Source organism: Nocardia brasiliensis IFM 10847 (assembly GCF_000710915.1).
GTDB classification, from domain to species: domain Bacteria; phylum Actinomycetota; class Actinomycetes; order Mycobacteriales; family Mycobacteriaceae; genus Nocardia; species Nocardia brasiliensis_A.
The window spans coordinates 1-15,894 of the sequence record NZ_BAUA01000048.1 but is presented as its reverse complement, the minus strand read 5'-3'; the positions used below and the strand labels follow the sequence as shown (position 1 = coordinate 15,894).

Genomic DNA, 15,894 nt, shown 5'->3' with positions numbered 1-15,894 from the left:
CCGGCCCGCCACCGAACCTCCGACCGCTGAACTCGCACAACACATCTCGACGAGGAGTCAATTCATGGGACACATCGAAGCCACCAAGGACGTCAACGCCACCCCCGATGCCCTCTGGGCGGTCGTCTCCGACCCGCAGACCTGGGACAAGTGGTTCACCATCCACGAGCGCTTCATGGAGGAGCCGCCCGCCGTGCTCACCGAGGGCGCCAAGCTCGTCGCCAAGATCGTGATGCTCGGCATGGCGAACAAGCTGGAGTGGACCGTCGTCTCCGTCGCGCAGCCGTCCAAGCTCACCTTGGGCGGTACCGGAATGGCCGGTGTGAAAACCGAATTCACCTTCGACATCCAGCCCAAGGGTGACGGCGGCAGCACCATCCTGGTGTCCGGCGACTTCGAGGGCGCGCTGATCAAGGGCGCGCTCGGCAAGGCGGTCGAGAAGGACGGCCTCAAGCAGCTGGACAAGTCCCTCGAGCAGCTCGACGCGCTGGCCTCGGCATGACCGCCGAGACCGCCGCGGCACGGCTGGTCGAGTTCGACGACGCGGGCCTGGAAACCTGGTGTGACGACGAGCGTTTCGAGGTCACCGGCGAGCGGATCGGCGAATACGCCGCGGCCACCAATGATCCGATCGAGGCGCACCTCGCGGGCCGGGTCGCCTCGCCGGTCTTCGCCATCGTGCCGGTGTTCGAGGCGATGATGATGCCGGTGATCGATGTCGCGCCGATGGACATCTTCGGCCGGGTCGTGCACGGCGAGCAGGACTTCCACTTCCACCGGGCCATCCAGCCCGGCGACAAGCTGATCTCGCGGGCGAAGGCGACCGGATACACCAGCCGGTCCAATGGCACGACCATCACCATCCTCATCGAATGTCGTACCGAGGAAGGGGAATTGGTCAACGAGCAGTACCTGACCGCCTTCTTCCGCAATATCGACGCCGGCAAGTCGGTCGGCACGGCGGCACCGGCGCACAAGTTCGACGAGAGCCTGCGCGCGCAGCCGCCGGTGGCGGTCGTGGCCCAGCACGTGGACGACGACCAAACCTTCCGATACTCACCGGCTTCCGGTGATCCGGTGCCGCTGCACCTCGACGAGCAGGTGGCCAAGGACGCCGGGCTGCCCGGCATCATCGCGCACGGCCTCTGCACCATGGCGTTCGCGTCGTGGGCGGTGCTCACCGAGGTGGGCGGTTCGGACGTCAACCGGCTGAAGCGATTCGCCGTGCGGTTCGCCAAGATGGTCTTCCCCGGCGACGACCTGGAAACCCGCATCTGGAAGGTCGGCTCCGCCGACGGTGTCACCACCTACGCGTTCGAAACCGTGCGCGGCGCGGACGTGGTGCTCAGCGACGGGCTCGCCGAGATCGCGGACTGAGCGAAAACCCTTACCAGGTCGCACAATTCAGCACAGACTTCAGAAAAGGAGACTTCGATGGGTGCACTCGAAGGTCGAGTAGCCATCATCACCGGCGCCGGGCGCGGCATCGGCCGCGAGCACGCCCTGCTGTTCGCCAAGGAGGGCGCGGCCGTGGTCGTCAACGACCTCGGCGGCAGCAACGAGGGCGAGGGTACCGACACCACGCCCGCGCAAGAGGTCGCGAACGAGATCGTCGCCGCGGGCGGCAAGGCGGTGGCCAATACCGACAACATCGCCACCTGGGACGGCGCGAAGCGAGTGGTCGACCAGGCCGTCGCCGAACTCGGCGGGCTCGACATCGTGGTCAACAACGCGGGCATCCTGCGTGACGCGTTCATCGCGGGCATGGACGAAGCGCAATGGGACGCGGTCATCGCGGTGCACCTCAAAGGCCACGCCGCCGTGCTGCACCACGCCGCCGCCTACTGGAAAGACCAGAGCAAGGCGGGCAACCAGCCCAACGCGGCGGTGATCAACACCGCGTCCGCCTCGGGCACCACGGTGCCCAACGCCGGCCAGGGCAACTACGGCGCGGCCAAGGCGGGGATCGCCGCGCTGACCCTCGTCGCGGCCGACGAACTCGCTCGCTACGGCGTGCGGGTCAACGCCATCGCGCCGATCGCGCGCACCAGGCTCACCCTCGCCACGCCGGGCATGGGCGCGATGATGGCCGCCGAGGCCGACGAGGTGGAGGAGGGCGGCTTCGATGCCTTCAGCCCCGCCAACATCTCGCCGCTGGTGGCCTACCTGGCCTCGGACAAGTGCCCGATCACCGGCAAGGTCTTCGCCGTGCAGGGTGGCGCCATTTCCGAGCTGGCCGGTTGGCACGATGTGAAAACGATCGAGACCGATGGGCCCTGGCTGATCGACGACATCTCCGCCCGGCTGCCCTGAGCTCGCCGCAACGTTAGGAGAACAACGATGTTCGAATGGTCCGAGACCGATCTGCTGATCCGCGATGCCGTGCGGACGTTCATCGACAAGGAGATCCGGCCCAACCTGGACGCCCTGGACAGCGGCGAGCTGTCGCCGTACCCGATCATCCGGAAGCTGTTCAGCGAGTTCGGGATCGACGCGATGGGCGAGGAAGCGGTGACCAAGCTGCTCGCCAAGCAGGAGGCGAAGGAAGCGGCCATCGCGGCGGGGGAACCGAAGCCGGAGAAGAAGGAGAAGTCCGCCGGCGGTAGCCCGTTCGCCGGGCAGGAATCGCTGATGGCGGTGCTCGTCGGCGAACTGTCCGGTGTTTGCATGGGCGTGGTCACCGCGCTCGGTGTCAGCATCGGTCTCGGAGCCACCACCATCATGTCGCGGGGCACGCTGGCGCAGAAGCAGCGCTGGCTCGCCGACATCGTGACCATGAAAAAGGTTGCGGCGTGGGCTATCACGGAGCCGGATTCCGGGTCCGACGCGTTCGGCGGCATGAAGACCTACGTCAAACGCGACGGCGAGGACTACCTGCTCAATGGGCAGAAGACCTTCATCACCAACGGCCCCTTCGCCGACGTGATGATCGTCTACGCCAAGCTCGACGAGGGCGACGGCGCCGACAAGCGCGAGCGCAAAGTGCTGACCTTCGTGCTGGACAAGGGCATGGAGGGCCTCACCCAGGGCAAGCCGTTCAAGAAGATGGGCCTGCACGCCTCGCCCACCGGCGAGCTGTTCTTCGACAACGTCCGCCTCGGCCGGGACCGGCTGCTCGGCGAAACCGAGGAGCACAAGGGCGGCGACGGCCGGGAAAGCGCCCGGTCCAGCTTCACCGCGGAACGGGTCGGCGTCGCGTTCATGGCGTTGGGCATCATCAACGAATGCCACCGGCTCTGCCTGGAATACGCCAAGAGCCGCAAGCTCTGGGGTCAGGAGATCGGCCGGTTCCAGCTGGTGCAGCTCAAGCTGGCCAAGATGGAGATCGCGCGCATCAACGTGCAGAACATGGTGTTCAACACGTTGGAACGGGGCCGGGCGGGTAAGCCGCCGACGTTGGCCGAGGCCTCGGCGATGAAGTTGTACGCGTCCGAGGCGGCCACCGAGGTCGCCATGGAGGCGGTCCAATTGTTCGGCGGTAACGGGTACATGACCGAGTACCGCGTGGAACAGCTTGCGCGCGACGCGAAGTCGCTGATGATCTACGCGGGCAGCAACGAGATCCAGGTGACCCACATCGCCAAGGGCCTGCTGGCCTGACAGCCCGTCGTTCGGGGCGCACTACAACGGCGTGTGCGCTCCGAACGTGCTGTGCCGTTGCAACGCCGTTGTCCCTGTGCACCTTTCGGGGTACGCCGCTCGTGAAGGACATCGGCCATGATCACCGAGACCACCGCGCACTACGACGGAGTGCGCACCCGGGTGCTTTCCGTCGCGGGCGCGGGCCCGCCCATGCTGCTGCTGCACGGGTATGCGGACAGTGCCGACACCTGGCGTGGGGTGCTCACCGCGCTCGCGGCCGCCGGACGTGCGGCGTTCGCCGTCGACCTGCCGGGTTTCGGCCTGGCACAGCGGCGTCGGCCCGGCGCGTTGACCCCGCAGTTCGATGCGTTCGTCGATGCGATCATCGCCGAGCACGGCCCGTTGACCGTGGTCGGCAACTCGCTCGGCGCGGCCACCGCGCTGCATGCCGCCGCCCGGCATCCGGGTGACGAGGTCATCGCTGTGGTCGCGTTGGACGAGCCGCTGCTGGCTCGGCATTGGCTGGCCCGGGTCGGTCGATTATGTGAGTACCGGCTGTTGTTCGGTCTCCTCGCTGTACTGCCGGTGCCGGACTCGGTGGTGCGCTGGGGTGTGCACCGTGCCGTCGCCACCTTTGTCTACGGCCCCGGCTTCCCCGCCACCCCCGAATTCCTCAGCAGCGCAGTCCGTTCGATCCCCGACATGGCCGCCGTCGCCGCCCGAGGTCGTGACGCCGTCCGCTACGCCCGCGAACATCCCGCAGGCCACGGCGCTCTCGCCCTCACCTGCCCCGTCCTCATCGCCCACGGCACCGAAGACCGCATCATCCCGCTCGCCGCCGCCCGCGCACTACACGCCCTCCTCCCACACAGCAAGTTCGTCCTCCTCCCCGGCCTGGGCCACTGCCCCCAACTCGACGCCCCCGACCAGATCGCCCAACTCCTCCTCCACTTCCCCGTCACTCCGCGATCAACCGCTGCCTCCTGACCCGGTCGAGCACGGCCTCAGAGCCGTGACGCAGGTGCATTCGTCACGGCCGCACCGAAACGGTGCTCGAGCTGTGCCATCCGTGCGGAAAGCCTGAGTCGGTCACTGCGTAGGCGTCTCGTCTGCCGATTGAGACGGCGCGTCTGTGTCTGCAGCATGCCCAGCTCCGGCTCGAACAAGGCTTTGCGCCGCCTGGAAACACCGGCTCTGATCCGCAGGGTATGGCTTTGCGAGACAACGTTGGTCGTCCGTGTCGACATCTGGTCGATTCGCGTTGCCAGCCGGGCCGAGCTGGTTTTCAGCCGGTCGATCTGGGCGAGAACGGATTCCTGCTCAGGTCGAAGGTGTGCAGTCGGCTGCCGGTGGGGCGCTCTCAATTGCCGGTCAGCGCGCTGCTCCAGGCGAATTAGCTGCAGCTCGATCCGGCGGATCGTGCGACCTATTGCTTCGGCTTGCCCGGTGGAAGCTCGGGCCAGATCGTGCAGGCTCGTGATGTCATTCCGGAGCCGGCGGACAGCGTGCTGGAGCTCGGCGATTCCCATGGCGCGCAACGCTAGCCGTCGCTAGAGGGCGCGTCGACCACATTGCCGACCTGGGAAAACTGTTCTGACCTGCGGTGCATCGGGCCGGGCCGCGGCACCGCAAATCGTGCTCGTCCGAATGGAACGGGTCGCCGGGTTCAGAAAGGCGGTTCGAGTTCGTCTCTGCGTCGTGCGGGCTGCTGTTTGCGCAGGAGTTCGACGACGGTGTCGAGGGTCCGGGAGTTCTGATGAATGGTCCCCTCGAGTTGGTTCACCTGCATTTGCAGGTTGCCCATCTGAGTCTCGAGGGTGACGAATCGTGCAGGTAGAGCGGCGAGTTCACCGACCTGACTGGCGAGTTGGTCCACCTGGCTGGTGAGTTGGTCCACCTGGCTGGTGAGTTGGTCGACCCGGCTGGTGAGTTGGTCGACCCGGCTGGTGAGTTGGTCGAACCGGCCGGTGAGTTCGTTGACTTGGGTTGTGAGTCCGTTGACTTGGGTTGTGAGCGTGGCGACTTGCGCTGGTAGTGGTGCGAGTCTGTCGAGGTCGGTAGTGACATCGCGGAGGCGGGACTCCACGCGGTCCAGGCGGTGCCCGTGTTCGTGCTGGGCGGTGAGCAGGAGACCGAATTGACGTCCGGAGGTTCGCCCCAGCCGTCCTAGGCGTAGGTGGACGTCTCGAATGACGCGGTCGCACTTGATCACGTCATCTTTGATGTCCTGGGCCACTTCGTACAATCCGTAGACGTCGCCACGCAGTTGATGGAAGGTTCGGTCGGTGTGCTGGCTCCCCATGGCACGAGACTAGGTCTCGGTGCGAGCGCGATCGAGATCTTTCTTCGATCTGGGGACAACTTCTCTACCTGTGGATATCCGGTCGTTCAGACTGCGCGGAGGCGGTTGCGGCTGGCGTAGACGTGCTCGGCGATTAGGGTGGCGATGCGGTCGGGGGCTTCGAGCATCGGGACGTGGCCGACCCCGTGTACGACGATGCGATCGGCGGAGTCGGGCAGTTCTTTCAAGTACCGGCGGGCGTATACGCGATTGGGGATCACCCGGTCGTATTCGGCGAGCAGCAGCCGGACCGGCGTGGTGAGGGTGGACAGGTCTTCCTGTCCCGGCCCGCGCAGACCGGCGATGACGAACGGGATCATCGTCGGGCAGTGCAGCGCCGCCATGATGCACGCCGCGGCGTCGGCCCGCGACACCGCCGAGGCGTTCTTGCTCAGCGGGAGCAATGCCAAGCGTTGCGCGATCGGATTGTTGATCGCGAAACCGCCCAGCCGCTTGCCGATTTCGACGATCGGGACCAGCGACAGGAACTTCAGGCTGATCCGGAGCTGCGTGATCGAGGGCGCGTGCCAGCCGCCCGCCGGCGCGACGAGGGTGAGGGTGCGGGCCCGCCCGCGCCGGGCGAGTTCGACTCCGACCCACCCGCCGAGCGAGTTGCCCGCGATGTGACAGGTGCGCCAGCCGAGGTCGTCGAGCTGATCCTCGATGCGGTCCGCGAGGGTGTGCACGTTGACCGACCACCCGTCCGCGTCCTCGCCGCCCCAGTGGCCCGCGAAGGCGGGCGCGTACACCTCGCACTGGCTCGACAGCCGCGTCGCCGTCTGCTCCCAGCAGTGCGGCGACATCATGAAGCCGTGCAGCAGGAGCAGCGGGTCGCCGGAGCCCAGATGTAAAGCCTTGACGGCCTTGGGCATTGCCGGAGCCTGCTTGGCGGCGGCCGGCGGGCGCGCGGGGCGCTTCGCGGCGGTGGTGGGCTTGGAGGTGTCAGACGGCATCGTCATCACCCTTTCCTGGACGGCGGTGTCCGAAGGAATTCATCTGACCAGCATTGTACGGTCGTTCGGTGGCCTACATCATTTCGAGTGTGAACGTAAACGGCGTCCGCGCTGCCGCGGGCAAGGGCATGCTGGCCTGGCTCGCCGCCACCGAGGCCGACATCGTCTGCGTCCAGGAGGTCCGGGCGACCGACGAGCAGACCAGAGCGGCGTTGGCGCCGGCGTTGGCCGAGGGGTGGTGGCTGGCCAATGCCGAACCGGAATCCAAGGGCCGCGCCGGAGTCGCGATCCTGTCCCGCCGGGAGCCGCACGCGGTCCGAATCGGCTTCGGCAGCAGCGAGTTCGACGCCTCGGGCCGCTACCTCGAGGCGGACTTCGGCGATGTCACCGTGGCGAGTGTGTACGTGCACTCCGGCGAGGCCGGTACCCCGCGCCAGGACGAAAAGTACCGGTACCTGGCCGAACTCGGCGCCTACCTGACCACGCGCACCGGCGAGTTCGTGGTGAGCGGTGACTGGAACATCGCGCACACCGAACTGGACCTGAAGAACTGGAAGGGCAACCTGAAGTCGGCGGGCTTCCTGCCGGACGAGCGCGCCTGGATCGACGGCTTGCTCGCCGCGGGATACGTCGATGTGGTGCGCGCACTGCATCCCGGCGTCGAAGGCCCGTACAGCTGGTGGTCCTATCGCGGCCGCGCCTTCGACAACGACACCGGCTGGCGCATCGACTACCAGCTGGCGCGCGGCGAACTCGCGACCCGCGCCAAGCAGGCCGTGGTGGAGCGGGCCGCCGCCTACGACCAGCGCTGGTCCGACCACGCACCGGTCACGGTGCAGTACCGATGAACCTGTCGCCGAAGGCGATTCGCGCCGCCGTCGCGCTCGGCGCGGTGGCGCTGGTGCTGATCGTGGCCGCGGTGCTGGCAACCCGCGGCGGTGACGACCGGGCCGCGGGGACCACCACCCGTGCCACGCCGAGCGCCGGCGCACCGGCCGGGAACGCTCAGCGGACACCGGAAGCGACCCCTTCAGCCAGTCGCGCACCCGGCGTACCAGATCGCGCGTACGCCACCCTGCGCGAGATCGACGCGGGCCGCTGGCCGGATTCGGCAAACGCGCCCGGCACCAAGGGTGGTGACCGCTGGATGAATCGCGGCGGCGATCTGCCCGCCACCGACGCGTCCGGCAAACCGATCACTTATCGGGAGTGGGACGTCAATCCCAAGCAGCGCAACCGGAATCGGGACGCCGAACGCATCGTCACCGGAAGTGACGGTGCGGCCTGGTACACCGGGGACCATTACAAAACCTTCACGAGGATGCGTTGATGACCGAGTCAGTCACGTTGTCGCAGTTCCTTGCTCGTCCCGTCGCCGCCGACGCGGGCGTACAGTCGATCGCTCCGTTGCCGCCGCGGGCGGCGCTGGGCGCCACGGCCGTCGATGCGGCCGAGCTGAGCAGTGTGCGCTACCGTGCGCCTTCGGGTTTCGCGGTGCGTGAGCTGCGCGGACCGAAGATGCGTTCGGTCGCACGGGTTTTCGACGAGATCGCCGCCGCGCTGCAGTTCCCGTACTACTTCGGCGAGAACAAGGACGCGTTCGACGAATGCCTGCGTGATCTGGACGATTTCGTCGGCGACGCGACCGGATACGTGGTGGTGATCCGGGATTCGGCGCAGTTGCTGGCCGACGAACCGGACGAGCGGGCCTGGTTCGGTTCGGCGATTCGCGATGCCGCCGAATACTGGTCGGACAAGGGCATTCTGTTCCGGGTGGTGTTGCAGGGTGAATCGACCGGGTTGCAGGACGTTTCGGTGCAGCTCTGACTCCGCCGAGTCAGCCCAGGCGGTGCGCCAGGTCCTCGCCGAGCAGGACGAACACGTCGGTGGTGTGCTCGATCAGTTCGTCGCGGCTGATCGGCAGCTCGCCCTGTAGCCAGGCGGTCAGCGTCTGCACCAACCCGCCGACCAGGTAGTTCGCCCGGAACGCGATCGCGGGATCCGCGGCCGGATCGTCGATGCCGTAGAAGTCGATGCCTTCGGCCGCGACCATCCCGGCGAACAACCGCACCGTTTCGGTGGTGCGCGCCCGCAGTTCCGGCGTCGCCATGCCCGCGACCAGTGCGACCTTGGCTTTGCGCGGATCGTCGGTGAGCAAATGGATGCCCGCGGCGATCGCGGCGTGCGCGGTGCCCCGGGAATCCTTCGGCGCGGCGCCCACCGCCGCGACGATCACGCTCGCCAGTTCCTCGGCGATGGCGTCGATCAGCGCCGTCAGCACGGCGTCGCGGCTGTCGAAACTCTCGTAGTAGTACCGCTCGTTGAGCCCGGCTCGAGCGCAGAGCCCCGAGACGGTCAGTTTGGCCAGCCCCTGGGTGCCGATGATCTCCAGTGCGGCATCGAGCAGTGCCGTGCGCCGCTGTGCCTTGCGCTCCGTCGCGGAGACCCCGCCATAGCTACGAGTCACGACTCCGATTCTGGCACGGCCCATTCTGGCATAGCCTCTTGCCAGAATTGCGAATCTGGCGGATGCTATTGCCAGATGGTCTCGATGAGGAGGCAGTGATGTCCGAACCTGGCTATTTCAGCGATCACTCGATGGCCCGGCGGGTGATGCGCAAGCGGGCGGTCGGCCTGACCTATGGCCAGCGCGCCCTGGTCGTCGGCGCGGTGCAGCCACTGCTCTACGTCGGCACCGCCGAGAACACCGAACATCGGATGACGCCCTACACCAGGCTCGCGCTCACCGGTCACCTGTTCGAGGCGGTGTTTCTCGGCAGCAAGGCGGAGGCGGACCGCGCGTTGGAATTCACCAAGAAGAAGCACGCCACGGTGCGCGGCGTGCTGCCCGAGGACGCCGGAGCCCATCATCCGGCGGGCACCGGATATTCGGCCGACGATCCGCACCTGATGTATCTGACGATGGCCTTCACCTTCGACTCCGCCGAGGTGATGTACGACCTGCTGGTCCGCAACCTGACCGACGGCGAACGCGAGGGCCTCTACCAGGACTATGTCCGCTGGGCCGAGCTGTTCGGCATGCCGCCCGCGGCCGCGCCCGCCACCTACCGGGAGTTCCGCGCGTCGTTCGACGCCTACCTCGCCTCGGACGAACTGTTCCTCACCGACGAGGCGCGGCTGGTCGGCTCGTACCTGGCCGGACAGCGCGTGCCGTATCCGCAGCGGATGCCGTTGCAGCAGGTCACCTCCGCCTTCTTCCTGCTGGTGCAGGGCAGTCTGCCGCCGCGGATCCGCGAGATGTACGGCATGCGGTGGGGGATCGCCGAGCAGGGCGCGTACCGGGCGCTCGCGCAGGCCGTGCGGACCGCGCACGTCGCGTTGCCGCTGGCGCCGCCTGTGCTGCGCGGCACGCTGGCCGGACCGAGCGCGCCGGTCTACAAGCTGGTTTCCCAACGTGAACGCCGCCTGTTGCGCACCGGGCGGCCGAGCATGCCGGGCATTGATCCGCGCAACTGGGCGCAGCGAAATTCGATCGGACAGGGGCGTCGCGCAGCGACTCGTTGAGGGGAGGTGGTCGGGCGACGGACGGGCAGGGCATGGAAAGATCGGAGTATGTCCGCTCCTGCAGAAACCCCGGCCGCTGAACGCAAGCAGCGGGTCCTTTCCGGGATCCAGCCCACCAGTTCCTCGTTCCATCTCGGCAACTACCTTGGGGCGCTGCAGTACTGGGTGACCATGCAGGACGATTACGATTCGCTGTACTTCATCCCGAACCTGCACGCGATCACCGTGCCGCAGGACCCGAAGGCGCTGCGGGCGCAGACCAGGGGTGCCGCCGCACAGCTGCTCGCCATCGGCATCGACCCGAAGAAGTCGACGTTGTTCGTGCAGAGCCAGGTGCCCGAGCACGCGGAACTGGCCTGGGTGCTCAGCTGTATCACCGGGTTCGGCGAGGCGAGCCGGATGACTCAGTTCAAGGACAAGTCGGCCAAACAGGGCTCGGACAACGCCTCCGTCGGGCTGTTCACCTATCCGGTGCTGATGGCGTCGGACATCCTGCTCTACCGTCCGCATCAGGTGCCGGTCGGCGAGGATCAGCGCCAGCATCTCGAATTGACCCGAAACCTGGCGCAGCGCTTCAACACCCGGTTCAAGAAGACCTTCGTGGTGCCCGAGGCGCATATCGTGAAGGGCACGGCCAAGATCTACGACCTGCAGGATCCGACGGCGAAGATGAGCAAGTCGGCGTCCTCCGACGCCGGGCTGATCAACCTGCTCGACGACCCGAAGATCACCGCCAAGAAGGTGCGTTCCGCGGTCACCGACACCGAGCGCGAGATCCGCTACGACGTCGAGCACAAGCCGGGCGTCAGCAACCTGCTGGTGATCCTCAGTTCGGTGACCGGCACGCCGATCGTGACGCTCGAAAAGGATTACGCGGGCAAGGGCTACGGCGACCTGAAAGCAGATGTGGCCGACGCGCTGGTCGAATTTGTCACGCCATTGCAGGCGAAGGTGCAAGAGTATTTGTCGGATCAGGGCGAACTCGACCGCATCCTCGCCGCCGGTGCCGAGCGTGCGCGAGAGATCGCCGGCAACACCCTCGCACAGGTATACGACCGAGTGGGTCTGCTGACCCGCTAGCGGCGGCACCTGCGAGATCACTCCTGAAGGGGCGAACTGGTGCAGGTGATCGACAACATCCAGGCCGGGATCGAACGACGGATCCAGAAGCGGCCGTGGCTCGACCATTTGGTGCGAGCGGGCGGACGGTACCAACGGCAGCGCGGTGACTACTACGCCGCGGGTATCACGTATTTCACCGTGCTGTCGCTGTTTCCGTTGCTGATGGTCGCCTTCGCGATCGCGGGCTTCGTGCTGACGAGCAATCCTGATCTGCTCGGCGAGCTGCAGGCCAAGATCGTCGACAACATCCCCGGCGAGCTCGGCACCCAGCTGAACGAGCTGGTCGACAAGGCCGTCGACTCCCGCGGCACGGTCGGCGTCATCGGTCTGCTGGCCGGGCTCTACACCGGCCTCGGCTGGATGGCGAACCTGCGCGCGGCGCTCACCGAGCAGTGGGAGCAGAAGAGCGAGGAGCAGAACTGGTTCCTGGCGAAGCTGTCCGATCTCGGTGCGCTGCTCGGGCTCGGCCTGGCTTTCGTTGTCTCCCTTGGTCTTTCCGCGCTCGCGTCCAGTACCCTCGGGGCTCGGCTGCTGATCAGCCTCGGTCTTTCGCATCTGCCGGGCGCGCGGCTGCTGTTGGCGCTGGTCTCGATCTTCCTCGGCTTCCTCGCCTCCTGGGCGGTGTTCGCCTGGATCATCGCGCGGCTGCCGCGCGAGCCGGTCACATTGAAGAGCGCCGCGAAGGCCGCGGCGCTGGCCGCCCTGGTCTTCGAGGTCTTCAAGTTCGTCGCCTCGATCTACCTGCGCACCGTGCTGTCCAGTCCGGCCGGTGCGGCGTTCGGCTCCATCATCGGCCTGATGGTCTTCAGCTACATCACCTACCGCATCGTCCTGTTCGCCACCGCGTGGGCCGCCACCGCCTCCGACAACGACCGCGAAGCCGATATCCCGCCGCCGCCCGCCGCCGTCATCGCACCCCGGGTCTGCGCCCGCGAACTGTCCGTCGGCGCGGGCGCGACCTTCTTCGGTGCGGGAGCCCTTGCGGCCCTGGCTCTTTCCGGCCTGCGCCGCCGTCCCTGACTCGGCCGGGTAGAGCCGTTCTATCTGCGGCGATTCAGCCGGCGGGCGCCAAGGAGGAGGGCGAGGACCAGGATGGTGCCGCCCACTATCCAGACGGTGCGGTCGGGCCCGCGGGAGTTGCCGGGAGCGGAGTCGGCCTGGGGAATCGAGTCGCGGGGCGGTGGGGAGGCCAGTGCGGCACCGGTTTTCGACGGGTCGGGGGTGGCGCTGGGCAGTTTGCCGATGCTGGTGCCGCGGGGCAGGGCGAAGCCGTAGTCGAGCAGGCGGGCGGCTTGATCGGTGGGGCGTAGCGGCCGGACATCGGCTTTGAGCAGGGTGACGACGAGCCGGCGGCCGTCGCGCTCGGCGGCGGCGACGAAGGTCTGCCTGGCGTCGTCGGTGAAACCGGTTTTGCCGCCCAGTGCGCCCTCGTAGTCGTAGAGCAGGTGATTGTCGTTGCCGATCGGGAAGCCGGGATGGTCCTTGTCGTCGGGGATCTTCGGGTTCGCGGGATAGCCGGGGAAATCGACCTGTTCGGTGTGGATGAGTTCGGCGAACAGCGGGATCGTCATGGCCTCGCGGAACAGCACGGACAGGTCGTAGGCGGAGGTGCTCATGCCGGGCCCGTCCAGCCCGGACGGGCTGGCCGCGCGAGTATCCAAGGCGTGCAACGACTTCGCGAGCTCGTTCATCTTGGCGACGGTGGCCTCCTCGCCGCCCAGCTGGGTGGCGATGGCATGGGCCGCGTCGTTGCCGGACGCCATGATCAGGGCCTGCATGAGCTGCCGATTGGTGTAGCGGCCGCCGGGGCCGATGCCGACGCGGGTGCCGTCGGCGTTCGCGTCGTCCTCGGTGCCGGTCACCACCTTGTTCAGGTCGAGAGTGCGCAGCGCGATGGTGGCGAGCAGCACCTTGATGGTGCTGGCCGGCCGATACCGGCCGTGCGGGTCCTTCGCGACCAGGACGTCGCCGGTGTCCAGGTCCGACACCTGCCACGAGGTGGCCGAAATATCCTGTGGCACTGCGGGTGCGCCCTTGGGCAGCACCAGCCCGCATTCGCCGAGCCTGCTGCCGCCGACCGGGGGGACGGGGACGGGCAGCGCGGTCGGCGCCGACTGCCCGGGCCGCGGCACCTCGGACTGGTCGATCGGCGGGGGCGGGCTCGTCTTCTGCGGGCACCCGTCGGTATTGGGCGTGGTGAACGGTGTCGTCGTCGTGCTCGTCGGCGCGGCGAGCGACGGTACGGCGGCCAAGCCCGCGGTGACGGCCAGTGCGGCCAGCGCGGAACCGAGGCGAAGTGTGGCGCGGCGGCGCGACTCCCGGATCTTCATCGTTTGCGAGCGTAACGGTCGGTGCCGACGACGGCCGCGCACGCGTCTGAGCAAGGTATTGACAGTCTCTACTAAATGAGAGCTACTATCAAAAAGTAGTTTCTCTCATTTCTGGAGGAGTTGTGCGAACTGATTCGACTCGCCGCTGGCTGGCGCTCGGTGCGCTGGCGGTCGCGATGCTGACCATCGGACTCGACGTGACGGTCTTGACCGTGGCGTTGCCCACGCTCGCCGTCGACCTGCACGCGAATACCGCTGCGCTGCAATGGTTCAGCAGTGCGTACACGCTCGCGCTGGCCGCGGTGATGCTGCCCGCGGGCGCGCTCGGCGATCGGTACGGGCGCAAGAAGTTCCTGCTCGCCGCCCTGCTCGTGTTCGGCGCGGCCTCGCTCGCGTGCGCGTTCGCGACCTCGGCGGGCGCGCTGATCGCCGCCCGGGTGGTGCTCGGCGTGGCCGCCGCGGCGATGATCCCGCTGTCCATGGCGGTGCTGCCCTCGCTGTTTCCCGAACCCGGTGAACGACAGCGTGCGCTCACCGTCTGGGTGACCTCGACCGCGCTCGGGCTGCCGCTCGGGCCGATCGTGGGCGGCTGGCTGCTGCGGAACTTCTGGTGGGGCTCGGTGTTCCTGATCAACGTGCCGATGGTGATCATCGGCGTGCTCGCGGTGCTCGCCCTGGTGCCGGAATCCCGTAGCGCGCAGCGCTACCGGCTGGACCTGCCCGGTGTCGTGCTGTCGGCCGCGGGCATGCTCGGCCTCACCTACGGTTTCATCCGGATCGGTGAGTTCGGCTGGGGCAACGGGGCGGCGTGGGTCATCGTCGGTGCCGGTGTGCTGCTACTCGGCGCGTTCGTGCTGTGGCAGCGCAGAACCGCGCACCCGCTGATCGATCTCGGCCTGTTCGATATCGCCGGATTCCGCTGGGGCACCGCACTTTCCATCGTCGTCAACTTCGCGATGTTCGGCATGTTCTTCACGGTGCCGCAGTACTTCCAGGCGGTGCTCGGCGTCGACGCGCTCGGCAGTGGGCTGCGCCTGCTGCCGCTGATCGGCGGGCTGCTCGTCGGCAGCCGGGTGGTCGACCGGGCGCTGCCGAAACTCGGCACCCGCACGGTGCTCGGCGTGGGCTTCGGCCTGCTCGCCGCCGCGCTCGCACTCGGCGGGCTGACCACCGTGCACAGCGGCTACGGTTTCACCGCGCTGTGGCTGGCGCTGCTCGGCGCCGGCATGGGCCTGGCCATGCCGACCGCCATGGGATTGGCGATGGGCGAGCTATCCGCCGAGCGCTCCGGGTCCGGGTCCGCGCTGATCCAGGCGCTGCGCCAGGCGGGCGGCACCATCGGCGTCGCGGTCCTCGGCACCGTGCTGGCCACCCGATACCGTTCGGAACTGGGCGAGGTGAACCGTGACCCGATCTCGGACGGGGTGAACGCCGGCGCCGCGGTGGCGCACCGGACCGGCGACCTCGTGCTGCTGCACCAGGTGCAGACCGCGTTCGTCGGCGGCATGGCCGCGATGCTCTGGGTCTGCGCGGCCCTGTGCGCGGTGGCCGCGGTGCTCGCCACCGTGTTCATCCGCGCGCCGCGCCCGGCGGCACCGGCCGCGGTGCCGGATCGGCAACAACCGACGGCCGCACCGGAGGTGATCGTCGGGGCGGATGCGTCAGAATCGAACCATGTCGGTTGATCAGTCCGGAGAAGAGCCCGCGGTGCGCGGTCTACGGGAGCGGAAGAAGGAGCGGACCCGCCGGACGATTCGACTCGAAGCGTTCCGGCTGTTCCGCGAGCAGGGCTACGGCGAGACGACCGTCGAGCAGATCGCGGCGGCGGCCGAGGTCTCGCCGAGCACCTTCTTCCGCTATTTCCCGTCCAAGGAACAGCTGGTGCTCGCCGACGACCTCGACCCGGTGCTGATGGCGGTCTTCCAGGCGCAGCCGCCGGAGGTGCCGCCGCTGCAGGCTTTCCGCGACGCCATCGCCGAGGTGTTCGGCACGCTGCCCGCTTCGGAGCTGGCCTTCGAGCAGGAGCGCCAAGCGCTGGTGT

18 protein-coding genes are annotated in these 15,894 nt (G+C 67.7%); 13 read left to right on the top strand and 5 right to left on the bottom strand.

Going from position 1 to position 15,894, the window contains the following annotated elements; genetic code table 11:
* Positions 1 to 64: 64 nt before the first annotated feature.
* The 5 genes from NBRGI_RS10455 to NBRGI_RS10435 all read left to right on the top strand — a co-directional run bounded on the left by NBRGI_RS10455 (position 65) and on the right by NBRGI_RS10435 (position 4,569).
* Positions 65 to 502 carry a type II toxin-antitoxin system Rv0910 family toxin gene (locus tag NBRGI_RS10455; RefSeq protein ID WP_029894958.1) on the top strand — a complete coding sequence of 146 codons (438 nt, stop codon included), beginning with the start codon at positions 65 to 67 and terminating at the stop codon, positions 500 to 502.
* Positions 499 to 1,377: a MaoC/PaaZ C-terminal domain-containing protein gene (locus NBRGI_RS10450; RefSeq protein ID WP_029894956.1), complete on the top strand. Its 879-nt coding sequence runs from the start codon at positions 499 to 501 to the stop codon at positions 1,375 to 1,377. The genes NBRGI_RS10455 and NBRGI_RS10450 overlap by 4 nt, the downstream gene beginning before the upstream one ends.
* A 57-nt stretch (positions 1,378 to 1,434) precedes the next feature.
* On the top strand, positions 1,435 to 2,313 hold the full coding sequence (locus NBRGI_RS10445; RefSeq protein WP_029894954.1) for an SDR family oxidoreductase: 879 nt from the start codon (positions 1,435 to 1,437) through the stop codon (positions 2,311 to 2,313).
* 27 nt (positions 2,314 to 2,340) lie between these two features.
* The gene (locus tag NBRGI_RS10440) at positions 2,341 to 3,600 is read left to right on the top strand and encodes an acyl-CoA dehydrogenase family protein (RefSeq protein ID WP_029894952.1); all 1,260 of its coding nucleotides are present in this window, start codon (positions 2,341 to 2,343) and stop codon (positions 3,598 to 3,600) included.
* 117 nt (positions 3,601 to 3,717) lie between these two features.
* On the top strand, positions 3,718 to 4,569 hold the full coding sequence (locus NBRGI_RS10435; RefSeq protein WP_029894950.1) for an alpha/beta fold hydrolase: 852 nt from the start codon (positions 3,718 to 3,720) through the stop codon (positions 4,567 to 4,569).
* Between the two features lie 17 nt (positions 4,570 to 4,586).
* Here the strand turns inward: NBRGI_RS10435 and NBRGI_RS10430 are convergent, their stop codons facing one another.
* The 3 genes from NBRGI_RS10430 to NBRGI_RS10420 form a co-directional block, all read right to left on the bottom strand.
* Complete coding sequence (locus NBRGI_RS10430; RefSeq protein WP_029894948.1) at positions 4,587 to 5,111, bottom strand: hypothetical protein; 525 nt, start codon at positions 5,109 to 5,111, stop codon at positions 4,587 to 4,589.
* Between the two features lie 137 nt (positions 5,112 to 5,248).
* Entirely contained in the window at positions 5,249 to 5,884 is a 636-nt protein-coding gene (locus NBRGI_RS10425; protein WP_029894946.1) for a hypothetical protein, read from the bottom strand.
* Between the two features lie 86 nt (positions 5,885 to 5,970).
* Positions 5,971 to 6,882 (bottom strand): alpha/beta fold hydrolase, encoded by a 912-nt coding sequence (locus NBRGI_RS10420; protein ID WP_029894944.1) that lies wholly within the window; start codon positions 6,880 to 6,882, stop codon positions 5,971 to 5,973.
* 122 nt (positions 6,883 to 7,004) lie between these two features.
* Here NBRGI_RS10420 and NBRGI_RS10415 point away from each other — a divergent pair, with 122 nt between their 5' ends.
* From NBRGI_RS10415 to NBRGI_RS10405, 3 genes are read left to right on the top strand one after another with little or no spacing between them, the layout of a single operon-like run.
* On the top strand, positions 7,005 to 7,724 hold the full coding sequence (locus NBRGI_RS10415) for an exodeoxyribonuclease III (RefSeq protein WP_228836015.1): 720 nt from the start codon (positions 7,005 to 7,007) through the stop codon (positions 7,722 to 7,724).
* A complete protein-coding gene (locus tag NBRGI_RS10410; RefSeq protein WP_029894940.1) occupies positions 7,721 to 8,206 on the top strand; it encodes a ribonuclease domain-containing protein in 486 nt (161 codons plus the stop codon). The genes NBRGI_RS10415 and NBRGI_RS10410 overlap by 4 nt, the downstream gene beginning before the upstream one ends.
* Positions 8,206 to 8,703: a barstar family protein gene (locus NBRGI_RS10405; protein WP_029894938.1), complete on the top strand. Its 498-nt coding sequence runs from the start codon at positions 8,206 to 8,208 to the stop codon at positions 8,701 to 8,703. The genes NBRGI_RS10410 and NBRGI_RS10405 overlap by 1 nt, the downstream gene beginning before the upstream one ends.
* 10 nt (positions 8,704 to 8,713) lie before the next feature.
* On the opposite strand, the gene NBRGI_RS10400 is transcribed toward NBRGI_RS10405, so the two are convergent.
* Positions 8,714 to 9,343 (bottom strand): TetR/AcrR family transcriptional regulator, encoded by a 630-nt coding sequence (locus tag NBRGI_RS10400; protein ID WP_081877990.1) that lies wholly within the window; start codon positions 9,341 to 9,343, stop codon positions 8,714 to 8,716.
* Positions 9,344 to 9,441: 98 nt separating this feature from the next.
* Between NBRGI_RS10400 and NBRGI_RS10395 the strand changes: the two genes are divergently transcribed.
* The 3 genes from NBRGI_RS10395 to yhjD are packed head-to-tail and all read left to right on the top strand — an operon-like array spanning position 9,442 to position 12,543.
* Positions 9,442 to 10,401, top strand: a complete 960-nt coding sequence (locus tag NBRGI_RS10395) for an oxygenase MpaB family protein (RefSeq protein WP_029894934.1) — start codon at positions 9,442 to 9,444, stop codon at positions 10,399 to 10,401.
* A gap of 48 nt (positions 10,402 to 10,449) precedes the next feature.
* Positions 10,450 to 11,481 carry a tryptophan--tRNA ligase gene (trpS, locus tag NBRGI_RS10390; protein ID WP_029894932.1) on the top strand — a complete coding sequence of 344 codons (1,032 nt, stop codon included), beginning with the start codon at positions 10,450 to 10,452 and terminating at the stop codon, positions 11,479 to 11,481.
* 39 nt (positions 11,482 to 11,520) lie between these two features.
* Complete coding sequence (gene yhjD / locus NBRGI_RS10385) at positions 11,521 to 12,543, top strand: inner membrane protein YhjD (RefSeq protein WP_029894930.1); 1,023 nt, start codon at positions 11,521 to 11,523, stop codon at positions 12,541 to 12,543.
* A 20-nt stretch (positions 12,544 to 12,563) separates the two neighbouring features.
* Here the strand turns inward: yhjD and NBRGI_RS10380 are convergent, their stop codons facing one another.
* Positions 12,564 to 13,853 (bottom strand): D-alanyl-D-alanine carboxypeptidase family protein, encoded by a 1,290-nt coding sequence (locus NBRGI_RS10380; RefSeq protein ID WP_029894928.1) that lies wholly within the window; start codon positions 13,851 to 13,853, stop codon positions 12,564 to 12,566.
* A 122-nt stretch (positions 13,854 to 13,975) separates the two neighbouring features.
* Here NBRGI_RS10380 and NBRGI_RS10375 point away from each other — a divergent pair, with 122 nt between their 5' ends.
* Both NBRGI_RS10375 and NBRGI_RS10370 read left to right on the top strand, forming a co-directional pair.
* Positions 13,976 to 15,538 carry a DHA2 family efflux MFS transporter permease subunit gene (locus NBRGI_RS10375; RefSeq protein ID WP_029894926.1) on the top strand — a complete coding sequence of 521 codons (1,563 nt, stop codon included), beginning with the start codon at positions 13,976 to 13,978 and terminating at the stop codon, positions 15,536 to 15,538.
* Positions 15,528 to 15,894: TetR family transcriptional regulator (locus NBRGI_RS10370; RefSeq protein WP_036558387.1), on the top strand; the 367-nt coding region annotated here is incomplete at its 3' end. The genes NBRGI_RS10375 and NBRGI_RS10370, both read left to right, overlap by 11 nt.

Bases quoted from the DNA above. Each gene is read 5' to 3' on its own strand.
- NBRGI_RS10455 (WP_029894958.1), top strand. From the start codon at position 65: ATGGGACACATCGAAGCCACCAAGGACGTCAACGCCACCCCCGATGCC.
- NBRGI_RS10395 (WP_029894934.1), top strand. From the start codon at position 9,442: ATGTCCGAACCTGGCTATTTCAGCGATCACTCGATGGCCCGGCGGGTG.
- NBRGI_RS10430 (WP_029894948.1), bottom strand. From the start codon at position 5,111: ATGGGAATCGCCGAGCTCCAGCACGCTGTCCGCCGGCTCCGGAATGAC.
- NBRGI_RS10450 (WP_029894956.1), top strand. From the start codon at position 499: ATGACCGCCGAGACCGCCGCGGCACGGCTGGTCGAGTTCGACGACGCG.
- NBRGI_RS10405 (WP_029894938.1), top strand. From the start codon at position 8,206: ATGACCGAGTCAGTCACGTTGTCGCAGTTCCTTGCTCGTCCCGTCGCC.
- NBRGI_RS10420 (WP_029894944.1), bottom strand. From the start codon at position 6,882: ATGACGATGCCGTCTGACACCTCCAAGCCCACCACCGCCGCGAAGCGC.
- NBRGI_RS10380 (WP_029894928.1), bottom strand. From the start codon at position 13,853: ATGAAGATCCGGGAGTCGCGCCGCCGCGCCACACTTCGCCTCGGTTCC.
- NBRGI_RS10440 (WP_029894952.1), top strand. From the start codon at position 2,341: ATGTTCGAATGGTCCGAGACCGATCTGCTGATCCGCGATGCCGTGCGG.
- NBRGI_RS10435 (WP_029894950.1), top strand. From the start codon at position 3,718: ATGATCACCGAGACCACCGCGCACTACGACGGAGTGCGCACCCGGGTG.
- NBRGI_RS10445 (WP_029894954.1), top strand. From the start codon at position 1,435: ATGGGTGCACTCGAAGGTCGAGTAGCCATCATCACCGGCGCCGGGCGC.
- trpS (WP_029894932.1), top strand. From the start codon at position 10,450: ATGTCCGCTCCTGCAGAAACCCCGGCCGCTGAACGCAAGCAGCGGGTC.
- NBRGI_RS10425 (WP_029894946.1), bottom strand. From the start codon at position 5,884: ATGGGGAGCCAGCACACCGACCGAACCTTCCATCAACTGCGTGGCGAC.
- NBRGI_RS10410 (WP_029894940.1), top strand. From the start codon at position 7,721: ATGAACCTGTCGCCGAAGGCGATTCGCGCCGCCGTCGCGCTCGGCGCG.
- NBRGI_RS10415 (WP_228836015.1), top strand. From the start codon at position 7,005: ATGCTGGCCTGGCTCGCCGCCACCGAGGCCGACATCGTCTGCGTCCAG.